Source organism: Erythrobacter sp. (genome assembly GCF_023653175.1).
Taxonomy (GTDB): Bacteria; Pseudomonadota; Alphaproteobacteria; order Sphingomonadales; family Sphingomonadaceae; genus Erythrobacter.
Window position 1 is genome coordinate 1 of sequence record NZ_JAMNXL010000084.1, and the last position, 15,312, is coordinate 15,312.

Annotated in this window: 16 protein-coding genes, 1 pseudogene and 1 riboswitch; of the genes and pseudogenes, 8 read left to right on the top strand and 9 right to left on the bottom strand. The window is 66.1% G+C overall.

Features of this window, described 5'->3' with window-relative positions:
* The 3 genes and pseudogenes from NBV68_RS10605 to NBV68_RS10615 form a co-directional block, all read right to left on the bottom strand.
* Nucleotides 1-392 (bottom strand): annotated as a pseudogene (locus tag NBV68_RS10605) (hypothetical protein); the annotation flags it as partial.
* Between the two features lie 127 nt (nt 393-519).
* Entirely contained in the window at nt 520-1,194 is a 675-nt protein-coding gene (locus NBV68_RS10610; RefSeq protein WP_296309662.1) for a hypothetical protein, read from the bottom strand.
* A complete protein-coding gene (locus tag NBV68_RS10615; RefSeq protein WP_296309664.1) occupies nt 1,191-1,766 on the bottom strand; it encodes a hypothetical protein in 576 nt (191 codons plus the stop codon). Before NBV68_RS10615 ends, NBV68_RS10610 begins: the two co-directional genes overlap by 4 nt.
* 219 nt (nt 1,767-1,985) lie before the next feature.
* Here NBV68_RS10615 and NBV68_RS10620 point away from each other — a divergent pair, with 219 nt between their 5' ends.
* Nucleotides 1,986-2,477: a YaiI/YqxD family protein gene (locus NBV68_RS10620; RefSeq protein ID WP_296309667.1), complete on the top strand. Its 492-nt coding sequence runs from the start codon at nt 1,986-1,988 to the stop codon at nt 2,475-2,477.
* 62 nt (nt 2,478-2,539) lie between these two features.
* Nucleotides 2,540-2,674: a hypothetical protein gene (locus NBV68_RS10625; RefSeq protein WP_296309670.1), complete on the top strand. Its 135-nt coding sequence runs from the start codon at nt 2,540-2,542 to the stop codon at nt 2,672-2,674.
* A gap of 59 nt (nt 2,675-2,733) precedes the next feature.
* Here the strand turns inward: NBV68_RS10625 and NBV68_RS10630 are convergent, their stop codons facing one another.
* From NBV68_RS10630 to NBV68_RS10650, 5 genes are all read right to left on the bottom strand, one after another.
* Nucleotides 2,734-3,564, bottom strand: coding sequence for a hypothetical protein (locus NBV68_RS10630; RefSeq protein ID WP_296309672.1), 831 nt, complete (start codon nt 3,562-3,564; stop codon nt 2,734-2,736).
* Nucleotides 3,565-3,815: 251 nt separating this feature from the next.
* The gene (gene thiC / locus NBV68_RS10635) at nt 3,816-5,690 is read right to left on the bottom strand and encodes a phosphomethylpyrimidine synthase ThiC (RefSeq protein WP_296309673.1); all 1,875 of its coding nucleotides are present in this window, start codon (nt 5,688-5,690) and stop codon (nt 3,816-3,818) included.
* 41 nt (nt 5,691-5,731) lie between these two features.
* Nucleotides 5,732-5,841, bottom strand: a riboswitch (TPP riboswitch).
* A 57-nt stretch (nt 5,842-5,898) separates the two neighbouring features.
* A complete protein-coding gene (locus NBV68_RS10640; RefSeq protein ID WP_296309674.1) occupies nt 5,899-6,498 on the bottom strand; it encodes a thiamine biosynthesis protein ThiC in 600 nt (199 codons plus the stop codon).
* 58 nt (nt 6,499-6,556) lie between these two features.
* Entirely contained in the window at nt 6,557-7,696 is a 1,140-nt protein-coding gene (locus NBV68_RS10645) for an acyltransferase (RefSeq protein WP_296309676.1), read from the bottom strand.
* Nucleotides 7,697-7,740: 44 nt separating this feature from the next.
* Complete coding sequence (locus NBV68_RS10650; protein ID WP_296309704.1) at nt 7,741-9,015, bottom strand: amidohydrolase family protein; 1,275 nt, start codon at nt 9,013-9,015, stop codon at nt 7,741-7,743.
* A 159-nt stretch (nt 9,016-9,174) separates the two neighbouring features.
* On the opposite strand from NBV68_RS10650, the gene NBV68_RS10655 reads away from it, so the two are divergent.
* Nucleotides 9,175-9,966, top strand: a complete 792-nt coding sequence (locus NBV68_RS10655) for a DUF2059 domain-containing protein (protein WP_296309684.1) — start codon at nt 9,175-9,177, stop codon at nt 9,964-9,966.
* Between the two features lie 19 nt (nt 9,967-9,985).
* On the opposite strand, the gene NBV68_RS10660 is transcribed toward NBV68_RS10655, so the two are convergent.
* Nucleotides 9,986-10,945, bottom strand: a complete 960-nt coding sequence (locus NBV68_RS10660) for a MipA/OmpV family protein (RefSeq protein ID WP_296309686.1) — start codon at nt 10,943-10,945, stop codon at nt 9,986-9,988.
* Between the two features lie 164 nt (nt 10,946-11,109).
* On the opposite strand from NBV68_RS10660, the gene crtY reads away from it, so the two are divergent.
* The 5 genes from crtY to NBV68_RS10685 all read left to right on the top strand — a co-directional run.
* Entirely contained in the window at nt 11,110-12,357 is a 1,248-nt protein-coding gene (gene crtY, locus NBV68_RS10665) for a lycopene beta-cyclase CrtY (RefSeq protein WP_296309690.1), read from the top strand.
* Complete coding sequence (locus NBV68_RS10670; RefSeq protein WP_296309693.1) at nt 12,354-13,916, top strand: phytoene desaturase; 1,563 nt, start codon at nt 12,354-12,356, stop codon at nt 13,914-13,916. Before crtY ends, NBV68_RS10670 begins: the two co-directional genes overlap by 4 nt.
* Nucleotides 13,913-14,329 carry a hypothetical protein gene (locus NBV68_RS10675; protein WP_296309696.1) on the top strand — a complete coding sequence of 139 codons (417 nt, stop codon included), beginning with the start codon at nt 13,913-13,915 and terminating at the stop codon, nt 14,327-14,329. Before NBV68_RS10670 ends, NBV68_RS10675 begins: the two co-directional genes overlap by 4 nt.
* The gene (locus tag NBV68_RS10680; protein WP_296309699.1) at nt 14,326-14,907 is read left to right on the top strand and encodes a TIGR00730 family Rossman fold protein; all 582 of its coding nucleotides are present in this window, start codon (nt 14,326-14,328) and stop codon (nt 14,905-14,907) included. Before NBV68_RS10675 ends, NBV68_RS10680 begins: the two co-directional genes overlap by 4 nt.
* A 9-nt stretch (nt 14,908-14,916) precedes the next feature.
* The coding region (locus tag NBV68_RS10685; protein ID WP_296309702.1) for a squalene/phytoene synthase family protein at nt 14,917-15,312 on the top strand (396 nt) is incomplete at its 3' end.

Below are 15,312 nucleotides of genomic sequence, written 5' to 3' on the forward strand. Positions count from 1 at the left end.
CGCTCGTCAAACCGCCGGTAGCTGCCGACCTGCTCGCCCTGAAAGAACACCGGCACCTCGACCCCGTTCAAGGCGCGTTCGAGCGCGGTGTGGGCGAGCACATCATAGGAATGGTGGAACGCCACCTCCCACGCCAGATCGAAGGGCTGCCCCTTGAGCCGCGAGCGCAGCCGATAGGCCGACTGCCGCGACCGCCCCACCGACTTCGCGGCGTCGGAGACGGAATGCGTCGCCGAGAGCGCCCGCAGAAACGCGGCCTGCGTGTCGAGCGGCCAGCTGTCGTGGCGGGTGGTCTTGTCGGGAGGCTCGGTGCGCGGGCCGGAGGCGGGAACGGCGCGGAGCCTTGCGGGGCTGGCAGCGCGGGGCGAGCGGGGGGTTTGGGCGCGAGTCATCTGAGGAGGATGACTCAGGGTGGGGGCTGTAGGAAAGGGCTAACAGCCGCGCCCCTCACCCGGCGCTATACCGCCAAAGGGAAGGATTCCTTATTCCAGACAGCGGCGCGAGCCAATTCGGAGCAGATTACTGGATCGTACCATTCTTTACGGGCACGTTGCCAACCGAAACGGTGCGCTGCTCGCCGTTAGGATCGGTTTCAATCACCCAAAGGCTCAAGGCAAGGTCGGCAGCATTGGCTTGGGCAAGCGTTGCGGCTTCAGGCGCGTCGACGAATTTCCGAAACCGGAAATTCACCCTGAGTGGGCTGTCTCCGGGAGAGACGGTCGAAAACGGGGTGTCCTGATTGTTGATGCAGGAGACCCCATCAAATCCGCAGAAGCTCAACCCAGAATAATCACTGCGTTTCCCGTCATTCAGCGTCATGGCTGTGCCGTTGTTGTAGGTGAGAGTTATCGCCTTTTTCAGCATAGCCACTTGGATCGGTTGTGTACTGCGGGTTTTCAGCACGAGCGAAGCGGTGCCCGTAAGTCCGCGCCCTCCGCGATCATCTGGTTGACCATCAAACAGCAGGGTCACGTTTTCAACGCTGACCACGAGGGGGCCTGCGCAGACCGCCGGAGCTGGTGCATCACAGGGCGGCGGGGGCGCGCTGGCCACGGTCGCGGTGGGTTCTGGGGCGGGGGTCGTGGGCATGGCAGGGGAACCGATTTCGGTTTCGCCCACCGTTTCGTTCTCAGTCTGCGTGCAACCGGCTAGCGACAAGGCCAGCGCGGCGGCGGCTATTCTGGCACTTTTCATGAACACCTCACATCTCGATATTTGACGGATTCAGCGATTGCTGGAGCGACAGCGGTGGAAACGATGTGCGCAGCGGCGCCGGCCATGCTGCTGTCATATGCAACCGGCACATCATTGCAGCGCTCAACGACGCTTCCTCGGCGGATGGTCCAGGAAAACGTGAACTGTGATCTGCGGGGAACGGGGTTGGAGAAGCCTGACACCACGCCTTCGATCTGGTACCCGGATGCGGCCGAGCCGACAGGACCGAGGGCGCCCTTCAATCCCTGCATTAAGGCCGCAGCGGGCACCGCATCGGTTGACAGGCTCGGTTTGACCGAGATTGCGATTCCCGGCACTGGTTGAGGCGGATCGACCGTCGTAGTCCCGGCGCCGTCGTAATCACCGCCATCGCCGGTTCCACTGGCCCCGCTTTGCTTGCACCAACTTAAACCGGTCGAGGTACAGACGGCCAAAAGCTCGCCTTTGGCGACTGCATATGTGCCCGCGAGCCCAGACAAGATGGTCACGATTGCGACCACCACGCCGAGCTTGCCCCCCTGATTGCCGCCGGGTCCCCCTTCTGAACTCATGCTTGCCCCCGCCATGCACGTTCAATAGGACGATGTTAGCGCGCCTTTCTCCGAATGGAATGCAAATTATTGCCTCGCAGGCATTGAAGCTGCCGGAGGAGCCAGCGCTTCGGATCATCCCCACCTGCCCCTCCACCATGCTGCGCATGGTCCCCCTCCCCTGCAGGGGAGCACCGCTTGCCATTTACGCCGCGCGTCCCATTCGGCTACGCTCGCGTCATGTCATCCCTCACCATTCTGATCGACGCCGATGCCTGTCCGGTGAAGGACGAGATCTATCGCGTCGCGGAGCGCTATCGCGCCGAGGTCCGCGTGGTCAGCAATGCCCCGTTCCGCATCCCCGACAGCCCGCGGGTGAAGCGGGTGGTGGTCTCGGACAGCTTCGATGCGGCGGATGACTGGATCGCCGATGCCGCGGATGCTCTGCCCAAGGGCAAGTGCGTGGTCGTCACCGGCGACATCCTGCTCGCCGAGCGGTGCCTGAAAGCGGGCGCGCGGGTGCTCAGGCACAATGGCGAGGAATTCACCCCCGCCAGCATCGGCGGCGCGATCGCCACCCGCGCTATCATGGCCGACCTGCGCGCCGGGATGGACGGGGTCGGGGGCGGGCCTGCGCCGTTCAGCAAGGCGGACCGCTCGCGGTTCCTGCAGGCGCTCGACCGGGTCATGGTGGGGATGGGGCGCCAGGCGCTCGGCCCGCGTCCGCATTGACACCTCCCCCTATCAGGCCCACCTCGGGTGCTCGGGCATCTCGCCCCTGATCGGAAAACCTCATGGCCAAGGGCCAACAGAAGAAGAGCCGCGAAGCGCGCAAGCCCAAGGCGGACAAGGGACCCAAGCAGAACGCCAGCCAGCCCAGCACCAAGCCCGGCGGGATCAAGGGGCTGGAGCACATGAAGAACGGCTGAGGGCGGCAAGGCGCGGGGCGGCGATGTGGGCGCAATGAAGTCGCGCCCGCGCCCGGCTATCAGCAGTGCCGGTTATCCCAATACTCGATGCAGTCCACCTCATCGCCCCAAGCCACCATCGCGATCCAGCCGACCTGGCGCCCGAAAAAGCCGTCGAACTCGTATTCGGCCCAATAGCGCGTGTGGCCATCGGCCAATTGCCGCGACTGGAGCGGACCGAGCGAATCATAAACATAGCGGTTCGCCAACCAGCGCTGACTGTCGGAATTGATCCGGTCGTAGAGCACGCCCCAGGGATTGAACTGGGGCGCTGTCGCCGGCTTGCGCGGGGCCGGCGCAGGGACGGGCGATCGCGCAACGGGTGGCGCAGCTTGAACGAGAGGAGGGGGTGTGACCCCGGCGCAGGCATGCAGCCGGGCCAGCGCAGCGCCTGACCCGCGCAGCGAAAAGCCCGCGAAATGCTTCCCATTCACCAGCACGTTCATGAAGGAGGCAGAATGGAGCGCCTCATCGAACCGGCTGTTTTGAATGCCGGTAAAGTCGGCGATGAAAACCGTGACCCCGTTCTCGCTCAGCTTGGCGCCATTGACCTTGAACTGTTCCAATCCGGCGCTTGCATTGGAGAAATTGATTGTCAGCGGGGTCTGGTCGGGGTGCTGCTCCAGCAGGGTTGAATACACCACGAGCCAAACATTTGCCGAGCCCTTGAGCTGGGTCAAACGTGCCTTGGCATAGACCACGTCGGCAACAAAAATCGAACAGGTCGAAGGTTGTTCGCTCAACTCCCACTGGTCTTGCGCCGCAACGGGCCTCGCGAAGCCAGCCATGAGAATTGCAAACAGACAGGCAAGCAAACGGCCATGTCCACGCTGAGAAACCCGTTTCACCATCGCGTTTCGCCGATCCCTGTTCAGCCATACGGCCTGCCATCGGTGAGATACCGCGCAAATCCGCGAGCGCAGGAGCGGGTTCGGTGAGTCCGGCAAGCCGCCTTTTTATTCCTGCCAAATGCTCCAGGATCAAGACGGTTTGCAGTGCGGCTTTCAGGGTCGCGCTTGCAGACCTGACGTGCGCCGCCGCTTTCGGCGCACGTCAGGCGGCCGGAACCGGCCATCGCCTCAACGCAGGCGATCTGCGCTGGTCAATCGTGCTCGCGATCCCCCGCGCCCACGTAGAGCTGGTTGCCGACCTCGCGGAACTTGGCGCTCATCTCGGCCATGCCCTTTTCCGCTTCCTCCTCCGTGGCAGCGATGAAGGTTTCGGTGGCGGCGTTCTGCTTGGCGGCGAAATCGCGCACTTCCTGCGTGATCTTCATCGAGCAGAATTTCGGCCCGCACATCGAGCAGAAGTGGGCCGACTTCGCGCCTTCGGCCGGGAGCGTCTGGTCGTGGTATTGCTCGGCGGTTTCGGGGTCGAGGCTGAGATTGAACTGGTCGCGCCAGCGGAACTCGAAGCGGGCCTTGGAGAGCGCATCGTCGCGCACCTGCGCGGCCGGGTGGCCCTTGGCGAGGTCCGCCGCATGGGCCGCCAGCTTGTAGGTGACCACGCCGACCTTCACATCGTCGCGGTCGGGCAGACCCAGGTGCTCCTTGGGCGTGACGTAGCAGAGCATCGCGGTGCCATACCACCCGATCTGCGCCGCGCCGATGCCGCTGGTGATGTGGTCGTAGCCCGGCGCGATGTCGGTGACGAGCGGGCCCAACGTGTAGAACGGCGCCTCGCCGCAGGCCTCGAGCTGCTTTTCCATGTTCTGCTTGATCTTGTGCATCGGTACGTGGCCGGGGCCTTCGATCATCACCTGCACGTCCTGCGCCCAGGCGCGCTTGGTGAGTTCGCCCAGCGTGTAGAGCTCGGCGAATTGCGCTTCGTCGTTCGCATCGCGGATCGAGCCGGGGCGCAGGCCGTCGCCGAGGCTGTAGGCGATGTCATAGGCCTTCATGATTTCGGTGATCTCGTCGAAGTGCTCGTAGAGGAAGCTCTCCTTGTGGTGGGCGAGGCACCACTTGGCCATGATCGAGCCGCCGCGGCTGACGATCCCGGTGACGCGCTTGGCGGTGAGCGGGATGTAGGGCAGGCGCACGCCGGCGTGGATGGTGAAATAGTCGACGCCCTGCTCGGCCTGCTCGATCAGCGTGTCGCGGAAGATTTCCCACGTCAGCTCCTCGGCGATGCCGCCGACCTTTTCGAGCGCCTGATAGATCGGCACGGTGCCGACCGGGACGGCCGAATTGCGGATGATCCATTCGCGAGTGTCGTGGATGTTGCGGCCCGTGGAGAGGTCCATGATCGTGTCCGCGCCCCAGCGGGTCGCCCAGACCATCTTGTCGACTTCCTGCGCCACGTTCGAGGCTACGGCGGAGTTGCCGATATTGGCGTTGATCTTGACGAGGAAGTTGCGCCCGATCGCCATCGGCTCGCTTTCGGGGTGGTTGATGTTGTTGGGGATGATCGCCCGGCCCCGGGCCACTTCGCTGCGGACGAATTCGGGGGTGATCACATCGGGGATCTCGGCGCCCCAGCTTTCGCCGTCGCGGATCAGATCGGCAGCGATTTCGCGCCCGAGGTTCTCGCGCTCGGCGACATATTCCATCTCGGGGGTGATGATGCCGCGGCGGGCATAGTGCATCTGGCTGACATTCATCCCGGCCTTGGCGCGCAAGGGGCGCTTCACCGCATTGGGGAACTGCGGAACGCCGCCCGAGCGGTCGGGGCCGAGCTGGCCGTTATCCTCCGGCTTCACCTCGCGCCCATCATAAGCCTCGACATCGCCGCGCGCCATGATCCAGTCGCGGCGCAGCTGCGGGAGCCCTGCGTTGATGTCGATCGTGGCATTAGGGTCGGTATAGGGGCCCGATGTGTCGTAGACGCGCACGCTCGGCTCGCCGCCCTCAAGATCAATCTCGCGCATGGCGACGCGGATGCCGCTGCCGGTGCGCGCACCGACATGGACCTTGCGGCTGCCGCGAATGGGGCCGGTGGTGACGCCGATTTCGACGGGGCTGTTGATGTCGGCCATGATGCTCTCTCTCCTCATGGCGGAAAGCGAGCGGGGATTTGGCGCGACGACCAGCCCACTCCCTCCGCCGATGCTAATCGGTTCAGGTTCGACGGGTCGTGGGGTGCTTACACCCACCTCTCAGCGCGAGCGCGCTCCCCGGGGATGGAGCGGGATTAGAGGGTTTGCAGCGGAGTGTCGAGAGGGGCGCGGCAAGGCGCCCGCCCGATCAGTCGTCTTTGGCCGCCGCAAACAGGCTCACAGCCAGCAGCAGCGTCGCGAGCACGCCCGATCCGCCGGCGAGGGGGATCTTGCCGAAGATGTCGCCGCCGCCTGCGATGGTCGCCCCGTTGGCGAGCATCGCGATGCCGCCTGCCAGCACCGCCGCTCCGCCGAGGACCTTGCTTCCCGCCGCCATCCGCGACAGGCCCACCAGCAGCGCGGCGAAGCCCAGCAGCAGCTTGGCGGCGTTGTAGATGACAAAGGCAAAGGCGACGATCGCGCCTGCCGCCGGGGCCAGCGCCGGATCGGCCTTGGCGGCGTCGGAGAACGGGAAGAACAGCGTCAGGCCGATGCCGACCTGGAGGAAGTTCAGCACCGCGGCAAAGGCAATCGCGGCAAAGGCCAGCGTCAGCCGCTCGGTGCGCACCATCGCCGCTCCGGCGAGTGCGGCCAGCAGCGGGAACAGCAGGCCTTCCGTGCCCCACAAGAGCTGGCGCGGCACGTCCAGCTTGGCGACATAGAGCGCGGTGTAGACGCTTTGGGTGATGCAGGCGAGGATCAGCAGGGCGGCGATCGCACGGACGGTGCTCTGGTGGGTGATCGGCATGAGAGGTGGCCCCTTGGAAGCGTGATGGCAGTTGCGGCCGGTTCGCTGCCGCGCGGGGTCAGGTTACAGGCGCGGCGGCGGGCTTCCTTTCGGATTGTCCGCGCCGCCCGGCCAGCCGCAGGACCCAGCGGTTGGCGGGCTTCTCGAAGTACGAATAGGACAGCCAGCCGGCGGTGCAACAGACGGCGAGATAGGCGGCCAGCATCTCCGGCTGCCGCCACACCTCGGCACCGATCCCGAGCCGCTCGAAAACGAGCAGCGCGGCGATCTGCAGCGGCACGTTCCAAAGGTAGATGCCGTAAGTGCTGTCGCCGATGAAGCGCACGCGCTGCAATGCCGCTCCGAACGGCCCGAGGTCGATCAGCGCCGCGCCTCCGACCAGCAGAATCGCGAAAGGCAGGAAGAAGTTGGCGATCCGGAAGTCGCCGGCAACAATCGGCATCAGCAGGCACACCGTGGCCATGAGCGCCACGATCAGCCCCAGATCGCGGACCGGCCGGGCGTGGTGGACGGCAACATGGTAGAGCGCGCTGCCGATGAAGAAATACTGCGCGCACTGCCAGATGAAGTGCGAGCCCACCTCCAGCCGCAGCATCATCCCGGCGGCCACGATAATGACCAGCGGCCCGGCCAGCCCCCGGCTCAGCAGGGGCTTGGCGACCAGCCAGAACACGAGGTAGATCAGCATCTCGACCGACACCGACCAGATCGGGGCATTGAACGACTTGCCCTGCTCGATCCCCCAGGACGAGGCGAAAAACAGGTTGAGGACGAAGTGCCAGGCATCGTTGTTGCCGACGATCAGCGAGGTGCCCAGCTGGCTGACGGCGACCAGTTGGAGGCCCGCGACCAGCAGCAGCGTCAGCAGATGCAGCGGGTAGAGCCGCGCGATGCGGCGGATCAGGAACTCTCCGCCCGGCGTCGCCCTGCCCGCATAGACCTTGGCGAAGACCAGCCCCGAGATCATCCAGAACACCTGCACCGCCCAGTTGCCGTAGACGTAGAACGGCCACAGCCAGTCATAGAGCGGCAGGACCCCCGCCATGGCGCTGGCGTCGATATCGGATGTGCCCGGCGGGTACTGCATCTGCCGGTAGTGATTGAGCAGGACGGCCACAGCCGCAAAGCCGCGCAGCACGTCGACCGCGTGGAAATGGTCCGGAGAGCGGCGCGCGGCCGGGGGCGAGGTGGCGGGCATGGCCCTGACATAGCGCCCAAGGGTTAAAGCCTAGTCGATCACGCCTATTCGATGACCCGCCCGCGGACCATCACGAAGTCGACCTTCTCGAGCACGCTCACGTCCTTCAGCGGATTGCCCTCAACGGCGATGATGTCGGCCGAGAAGCCCGGGGCGAGCTTGCCGATCTGGCTCTCCATCCCCAGCACCTTGGCGGCGACCGTGGTGGCGCTGGCGAGCACCTCGCGGTCGGACATGCCCTGCTTCTTCATCAGCGCCAGTTCCTCGGCGTTGCGGCCGTGCTGGTAGACGCCCGCATCGGTGCCGAAAGCGACGGTGACGCCATATTGGCGCGCGCGGCTCACCAGCGAAGCCATCAGCGGCTGGACCGCGCGGATCTTGTTCTCGACCACCGGGGTGTAGACCCCCTTGCCGAGGCCTTCCGAGACGCCCTCCAGCGCCATCAGCGTCGGCACCAGCACCACGCCGCGCTCGCGCATGGCCTTTGCGGCGGCCTCGTCGAGATAGGTGCCGTGCTCGATGGTGTCGATCCCGGCCTCGGCCGCCTGCTGGATGCCGCGCGCGCCGTGGGCGTGGGCCATGACCTTGAGGCCCAGCGAGTGCGCGGTGTCGGCAATCGCCTTCATTTCCTCAGGCGTGAAATGCGCCTCGAGCCCGCGGCCCTGCTGGCTGAGCACGCCGCCGGTCGCGGTGATCTTGATGATGTCCGCGCCGTTCTGGCTGGCGAGGCGCACCTTGGCCGCGCACTCGGTCGCGCCGGTGCAGTTGTAGCCGGTGTCGAGCAGTTCGTTGACCTCGGGGCGGAAGCCGTTGGTGTCGGCGTGCCCGCCGATGATCGCGAGCGCGGGGCCGGCGGCGATGATGCGCGGGCCTGCAATCAGGCCCTCGGCGGTGCCGCGGCGCAGCGAGAAGGCGGTCTCCTGCCCGCTCCCCGCCTCGCGCACGGTGGTAAAGCCGGCGAGCGCCGTGATCCGCGCGTTCTTGGCGCCGACGACCACGCCCCATTCCTCGGGCTCGACGGCCTCCTTCCAGAAATCGCCGCCCGGATCGCCGGTGAGGTGGGTGTGGAGATCGATCAGGCCGGGCAGGACGGTATGGCTCTTGAGGTCGATCTCGCGGTCGGCCTTTGCCGTGTGACCGGGGGTGATGCTGAGGATCTTGCCATCCTCGACGATGATCGTCGCCGGGCCAGTGGGCTCGCCCGATGCATCGGCGATGACGCTCCCGGCGCGGATCGCGACGGTTTCGGCGGCGAGCGGGCTAGCGGCGAGCGCGGCCAGCGCGGCGCCTGCGCAAAGCGCCTTGCGGAACGGGTGCATCATGTCTCTCCCCTCGTGTTGCAGCGGGGAGTGATGACGCGGGCGACCAGGCATGGCAAGCGCGGGGGTGAAAAATCGTGGATGATCAGTCCGGCGCTTGGGTTGGCAGGGCACCGGCGCTATGCCCGGCGGGTCAACCGATGCAGCAGGGGAATGCCGATGATCCGTCCGACCGCACGCTTTGTCATGGCCGCGCTCGCCGCCGCCGCTCTGCTGCTGCTGTCGGGAGCGCCCGCCACCGCGCAGAACCAGCCTGCCGATCCCCCCGTGCGCATCTCCCCCGCCCCGACCCCCGATCACCCCTCCTATGGCGACCTCATCGAAGCGATCGACGCATCGGTCAATTGGGACACGTTCTTCGACACCATGACGGCCGCAATCGCGCGCGAATATGCTCAGGTGCCCGAGATCGCGGCGCTGGAGAAGGAGAAGCCCGGGCTTATCGATGCGGCGGTGCGCGCCATGCGCCCGGTGTTCGAGAGCTTCCTGGCGAGGGTGGAGGACGACTACCGCCCGCGCAAGAGGGCGCTGCTGGCCCGGTACCTCACCCCGAGCGAAGCAGAAGATCTCACCGCGTTCTACCGTTCGCCCTTGGGCATGAAGATCGTGGACCACGCCTCGCGCAGCATGGCGACGGACGGCTTCCTCGAGGATCTCGACCAGGACATCACCTCGGGCAAGGACCTATCCGAGGTGCAAGTGACGAGTGAACAGGTCGCCAGCGATTTCGACAAGGCGGTGCGCTCGACGACGGGTGCGATGTCCGAGGAGGAGCTGGCCGAACTCGCCCGGCTAGCGGCGGAAAAGCCCGCGCTGCTCAAGCTCGCGACGATCCGAGGCGAAATGCTCGCGCTGCAGACACAGATGGCGAACGAAGAGCCCAATGCGGGCGAAATCGGCGCGATCGAGCAGGCGGCGATCACCGCGATCGAGGAACATATCGGCAAGTGATTGCGGAAGAGGGGCCACTTCAGAAGGTGAAGGCGACCCCCGCGCCGAGGATGAACTGGTTCGCATCGCCCCGGACCGAAGTGTAGGGCGTGTCGGCCCCGTCGCCGAGCAGGCGCGAATATCCGCCCACCCCGGTCAGCGACCAGCCGCCGTTCAGGGGATTGCGGTCGAGATCGTAGGCGAGGATCGCGGTAGTGCCGATGCGGTTCACTCCGCCATCGGCGCGGAACTGCGCAAGGCCCGAGGCGGCGCTCTGGGCGGGGGTGACGGTGAAATAGTAGTCGGCGAAGCGGTCGGTGACGATCTCCATGCTCGCCTGCGCCTGCAGGGTGAAGCCCTTGCCGACGAGCGCGCGGTAGCCGATCTGCGGCTCGATCACCCAGCCCTCATGCGCGCCGAGCACGTCGCGGCGGGCCTGCACGCCGATGCTGAGCTGGTCGAAGCTTTTGACCACATTGGGGATGGCGACCGCGACATTCGCGCCCACTTCCAGCGCGGCATCGAGCTTGCCGGCGCGCGCCACCACATCGTCGGCAATGCGGTTGTTGCGGTCATTGCGGAAGCGGAAGGCCGGGCCGAAGGCGAGACGCGCGCGCTTCCTCGGCGCAAGGCCCGGCTTGCCGGGGTTGAGGTCAAGCACCAGGCCCGGCCCGTTGGGCGCAATCCCCACCCCGCCCACGCGCCCCGCGATCAGCGGCAGCGGGAAGGCGATGTAATCGTCCGAGCCCGCATAGCTCGGCACCATCCCGACGCCGAGGCCGATGGTGGCCCAGGTATTGTCGAACACCGGCTTGGCTAGGGCGAAAGGCGGGCGGGCGGGAGGCGGCGGCGGAGGAGGGGCAGGCTCGGGCGCGGGTTCGGGTGGGGCCTGCTCGTCGGCGGCGGGGCCTTGCGCCTCTGCGCTCTCTGCGGCGAATGCGGGCGCAGCCGAGAGCGCGAGGGCAAGCATCAGCGGGGCAAGCGAGAGGCGGCTCTTCATGATGTTGCGATCCTTGAGAGGGCTTGACCGTCGAAACGCGGGCGCACTTTAATGTTTCCGATTAATGTTGCAACATCGCAATTCCGGGGCAATGTCGCCGCAATCCCGGGCCGATCCCTGCATTCGATTGCCCAATACCGCCGCCTCGCCTAGGGCATTGCGTGATGGTCGATTCAACTCCCGCTTCCCCCACGCCCGAGCGATCCGCGCATGACGTGATCATCGTCGGCGGCGGGCTTGCCGGCGGGTTGATCGCGCTGGCGCTCCACCGCCATGCCCCCGGCTGCCGCTTCGCGCTGGTCGAGGCCGGACGCACGCTGGGCGGCCACCACCGCTGGAGCTGGTTCGAGACCGACATTCCCGAACGCGAGCGTGCGCTGATGGCGGGCTTCGACCTCAAGGGCTGGGACGAAGGCTACGACATCACCTTCCCCGCTTACGGCCGCACCCTGCCCACCTCCTACCGCTCGCTCGCCAGCGCCGAATTCCACGCCAAGCTGGTCGCCGAGCTTCCGCCCGAGCGCGTGATGCTGGAAACAAAAGCCGCGAGCCTCGATGCAGGCGGCGTCACGCTGGCGGACGGCACGCGGCTGGGCGCCAAGCGCGTGATCGACTGCCGCCCGTTCAAGCCCTCGAAGCACCTCGCCGGGGGCTGGCAGGTGTTCCTCGGCCAGCACTTCAAGTGCGAGACGCCCCACGGCCTCACCCGCCCGGTGATCATGGATGCGAGCGTTGACCAGCTCGCCCCGCACGGCAATGGCGAGGCCTACCGCTTCGTCTATGTCCTGCCGCTCTCGGCAGACGAGGTGTTCATCGAGGACACCTACTACGCCGACCAGCCCAGGATGGACGCCGAGGTGCTGAAGGGCCGCGTTGCCGAATATGCCCATCGCAACGGCTGGAAGGGCGAGGTTATCGATCAGGAAGCAGGCATCCTGCCGGTGATCTCGGGCGGGGACTTTGCCGCGGCCAGCGCCGAGGTCGCGATCCCCGGGGTCGCGCTGGCGGGCGCGCGCGGGGGCTTCTCGCATCCGCTCACCAGCTACACCCTGCCCTTCGCAGTCGACAATGCGCTCGCCATCGCGAAGGTCATCGCGCGCCGCCCCGAACTCACCGGCGCCGAGCTTGCCATCTTCTGCGCGCGCCGCGCCAAGCGCCACTGGCGCGCGACCGCCTATTACCGGATGCTCAGCCGCATGCTGTTCGAGGCCGCCGAGCCCGGCAAGCGGGTGGTTGTGTTCGAACATTTCTACGCGCTGCAAGGCCGGCTGGTGGAGCGCTTCTACGCGGGCCGCTCGACCTGGCCCGATCGCCTGCGCATCCTCACGGGCAAGCCTCCCGTAGCTATCCCGCGCGCCATTCGTGCGCTGTTTTCTTCAGGCAAGCCACTCAATATGGAGACCCCGGCATGAACGCCGATGCGAAGCTCAACCTTTCGGGCGCGAAGGGGATCAACCCCGCGCTCGCGGCACGCTATGATGGCCGCACCGCCTGCGTGATCGGTGCAGGGTTCGGCGGGATGGCGCTCGCCGTCCGGCTGCAATCGGCCGGGATCGCGACCACCGTCATCGAAAGCCGCGACAAGCCGGGCGGGCGCGCCTATTTCTGGGAGAAGGACGGCTTCACCTTCGACGCTGGCCCGACCGTGATCACCGATCCGCCCTGCCTCAAGGAGCTGTGGGAACTCACCGGCCACGACATTTCGGAAGATGTCGAGCTGATGAAGGTCATGCCCTTCTACCGCCTCAACTGGCCGGACGGCACCAATTTCGACTATTCGAACGACGAGGCCAGCCTCAATTCGGAAATCGCCAAGCTCAACCCCGCGGACGTCGCGGGCTATGCGCGCTTCCTCGAATATTCCGAGCGCGTCTATCGTGAGGGCTATCTCAAGCTCGGCACCGTGCCGTTCCTCGATTTCAAGTCGATGCTCAAGGCCGCGCCCGCGCTGATCAAGGAACAGGCGTGGCGCTCGGTCTATTCGATGGTGTCGAGCTATATCGAACACCCCAAGCTGCGCGAGGCGTTCAGCTTCCACTCGCTGTTGGTCGGCGGCAACCCGATGAACACCTCGTCGATCTACGCGCTGATCCACAAGCTGGAGAAGGACGGCGGCGTGTGGTGGGCGCGCGGCGGCACCAACCGTCTGATCGCAGGGATGGTGCGCCATTTCGAGCGCTTGGGCGGCACGATGCGGGTCGGCGATCCGGTGGTGCAGGTGCATACCCTCGGCACCAAGGCGACCGAGGTCGAGACCAAGAGCGGCTTCCGCCAGCGCTTTGATGCCGTCGCCAGCAATGCCGACATCATGCATTCCTACAAGGACTTGATGTCGGGCAGCGCGCGCGGACCGCAGATGGCCAAGTCGCTGAACCGCAAGAGCTTCTCGCCCAGCCTCTTCGTGGTGCATTTCGGGCTCGAGGGCACTTGGCCCGGCATCCCGCACCACATGATTTTGTTCGCAAAGCGCTACAAGGGCCTGCTCGACGACATCTACAAGAACGGCGTGATCCCCGAGGATTTCGCGATCTACCTCCACCACCCGACCGTCACCGATCCGAGCATGGCGCCCGCGGGCAAGAGCACCTTCTATGCGCTGGTGCCGGTCAGCCACATGGGCAAGATGCCGATCGACTGGGACGAGGTTGGCCCGAAGCTGGAGAAGATGATCCTCGACGAGCTCGGCCGCCGCCTGATCCCCGACATCCATGACCGGATCATCACCAAGTTCAGCTACGCGCCCAAGGACTTCAAGGCCGACCTCAACGCCCACATGGGCAGCGCCTTCAGCCTCGAGCCGGTGCTGTGGCAGAGCGCCTGGCTGCGCGGCCACAACCGCGATGATGTGGTCGACAACTTCTACCTCGTCGGCGCGGGCACGCACCCGGGGGCGGGGATTCCGGGGGTTGTGGGCAGCGCGAAGGCGACCGCCGGGCTGATGCTGGAGGATCTGGCGAAGGTGGGTGCATGAGCCTGCTGCTTTTCCTGTTGGCAGGCTCTGCGGCGGACCTCGGCACCTCGCCGATGGTCGAAGATGGCCATTCCCACCGTTGGGAGCAGTTCGCATCCGACGAAGAAGGCACCGGCTGGATCGACCGCGCATGGCGCGGCGAGACCGAGCATCAGGGCGAACGGCTGAAGCTTGTGCTGGTGCGGGTCGACATAAGGAAGCCCGAGGCGGTGACGGGCGACCTCTTCCTCGCCGCCGATTGCGAGCGCAAGCTGCTTGGGATCAAGGATGGCTACCTTTTCGAAGGCGCTTACGGCAGCAATCGCAGGTTCCCAACGGTTCAACTGACGATGGATTTCGGAGATAACCCGCCGAGCGAAGATGATCTGAAGGTCATCGCATTCGCTTGCGACACGGAAGGTTCGGCAGGGTGAAACGCCTCGCGGTCTATTGCGGTTCGGCCTCGCCCGAGGATCCGCGCTACATCCAGCTTGCCTATGACGTCGGCGCGGAATTGGCCGCGCGCGGCATCGGGCTCGTCTATGGCGGCGGCAAGCTTGGCCTGATGGGGGCGGTCGCGCGCGGGGCCAAGGAAGGCGGCGGCGAGGTCATCGGGATCATTCCCGAAGCCCTCGTGCGCGCCGAGGTCGCCAATCACGATTGCGACGAGCTCGTCACCGTCGGCGGCATGCACGAGAGGAAGCAGCGCTTCACCGATCTGTCGGACGGCTTCGTCACCATCCCCGGCGGGGTGGGCACGATGGACGAGCTGTGGGAGGCGATCAGTTGGTCGCAGCTCGGTTATCACACCAAGCCCGTGGGCCTGCTCAACGCTTTCGGCTTCTACGACCACCTGCTCGCCTTCAACGCCAAGATGGCCGAGGTCGGCTTTGTCCGCCCGCAGCACCAGAACATCCTGATCGCTGGCGAGACCATCGGCGACCTGCTCGCGAAGATGGCGGCCTATCAGCCGCACACCCCGATCTTCCGCATGAAGGCCGAGGACCTGTAGGCGCACGCCATGGCGGTCGATCCTGCCACCCGCGCCGCGCTGGTCGAGCACGCCCGGCTGACGATCAAGCGCGGCTCGCAGAGCTTTTCGGCGGCCGCGCGGCTGTTCGACCGCGAGACCCGCGAACGCGCCTGGCTGCTCTACGCATGGTGCCGCCGGGCGGACGACATCGCCGACAATCAGGAGCTCGGCGGCGAGCTGGGCGACCAGAGCGACCTTGCGGACCGCCTCGCCCATATCCGCCGCCTGACCGCGCTCGCTTTCGCAGGCGAGCCGACCGGCGACCCCGCTTTCGACGCATTGAGCGTGGTCGCGGCGGAAGTCGGCCTCACCGAGCAGATGGCCGAGGACGTGATCGCGGGCTTCCAGCTTGACGCCGAAGATTGGCGCCCGCGCACCGAGGCC

Bases quoted from the DNA above. Each gene is read 5' to 3' on its own strand.
- NBV68_RS10655 (WP_296309684.1), top strand. From the start codon at position 9,175: ATGATCCGTCCGACCGCACGCTTTGTCATGGCCGCGCTCGCCGCCGCC.
- thiC (WP_296309673.1), bottom strand. From the start codon at position 5,690: ATGGCCGACATCAACAGCCCCGTCGAAATCGGCGTCACCACCGGCCCC.
- NBV68_RS10630 (WP_296309672.1), bottom strand. From the start codon at position 3,564: ATGGTGAAACGGGTTTCTCAGCGTGGACATGGCCGTTTGCTTGCCTGT.
- NBV68_RS10640 (WP_296309674.1), bottom strand. From the start codon at position 6,498: ATGCCGATCACCCACCAGAGCACCGTCCGTGCGATCGCCGCCCTGCTG.
- NBV68_RS10645 (WP_296309676.1), bottom strand. From the start codon at position 7,696: ATGCCCGCCACCTCGCCCCCGGCCGCGCGCCGCTCTCCGGACCATTTC.
- NBV68_RS10625 (WP_296309670.1), top strand. From the start codon at position 2,540: ATGGCCAAGGGCCAACAGAAGAAGAGCCGCGAAGCGCGCAAGCCCAAG.
- NBV68_RS10610 (WP_296309662.1), bottom strand. From the start codon at position 1,194: ATGAAAAGTGCCAGAATAGCCGCCGCCGCGCTGGCCTTGTCGCTAGCC.
- NBV68_RS10660 (WP_296309686.1), bottom strand. From the start codon at position 10,945: ATGAAGAGCCGCCTCTCGCTTGCCCCGCTGATGCTTGCCCTCGCGCTC.
- NBV68_RS10615 (WP_296309664.1), bottom strand. From the start codon at position 1,766: ATGAGTTCAGAAGGGGGACCCGGCGGCAATCAGGGGGGCAAGCTCGGC.
- NBV68_RS10650 (WP_296309704.1), bottom strand. From the start codon at position 9,015: ATGCACCCGTTCCGCAAGGCGCTTTGCGCAGGCGCCGCGCTGGCCGCG.
- NBV68_RS10675 (WP_296309696.1), top strand. From the start codon at position 13,913: ATGAGCCTGCTGCTTTTCCTGTTGGCAGGCTCTGCGGCGGACCTCGGC.
- NBV68_RS10620 (WP_296309667.1), top strand. From the start codon at position 1,986: ATGTCATCCCTCACCATTCTGATCGACGCCGATGCCTGTCCGGTGAAG.
- NBV68_RS10670 (WP_296309693.1), top strand. From the start codon at position 12,354: ATGAACGCCGATGCGAAGCTCAACCTTTCGGGCGCGAAGGGGATCAAC.
- crtY (WP_296309690.1), top strand. From the start codon at position 11,110: ATGGTCGATTCAACTCCCGCTTCCCCCACGCCCGAGCGATCCGCGCAT.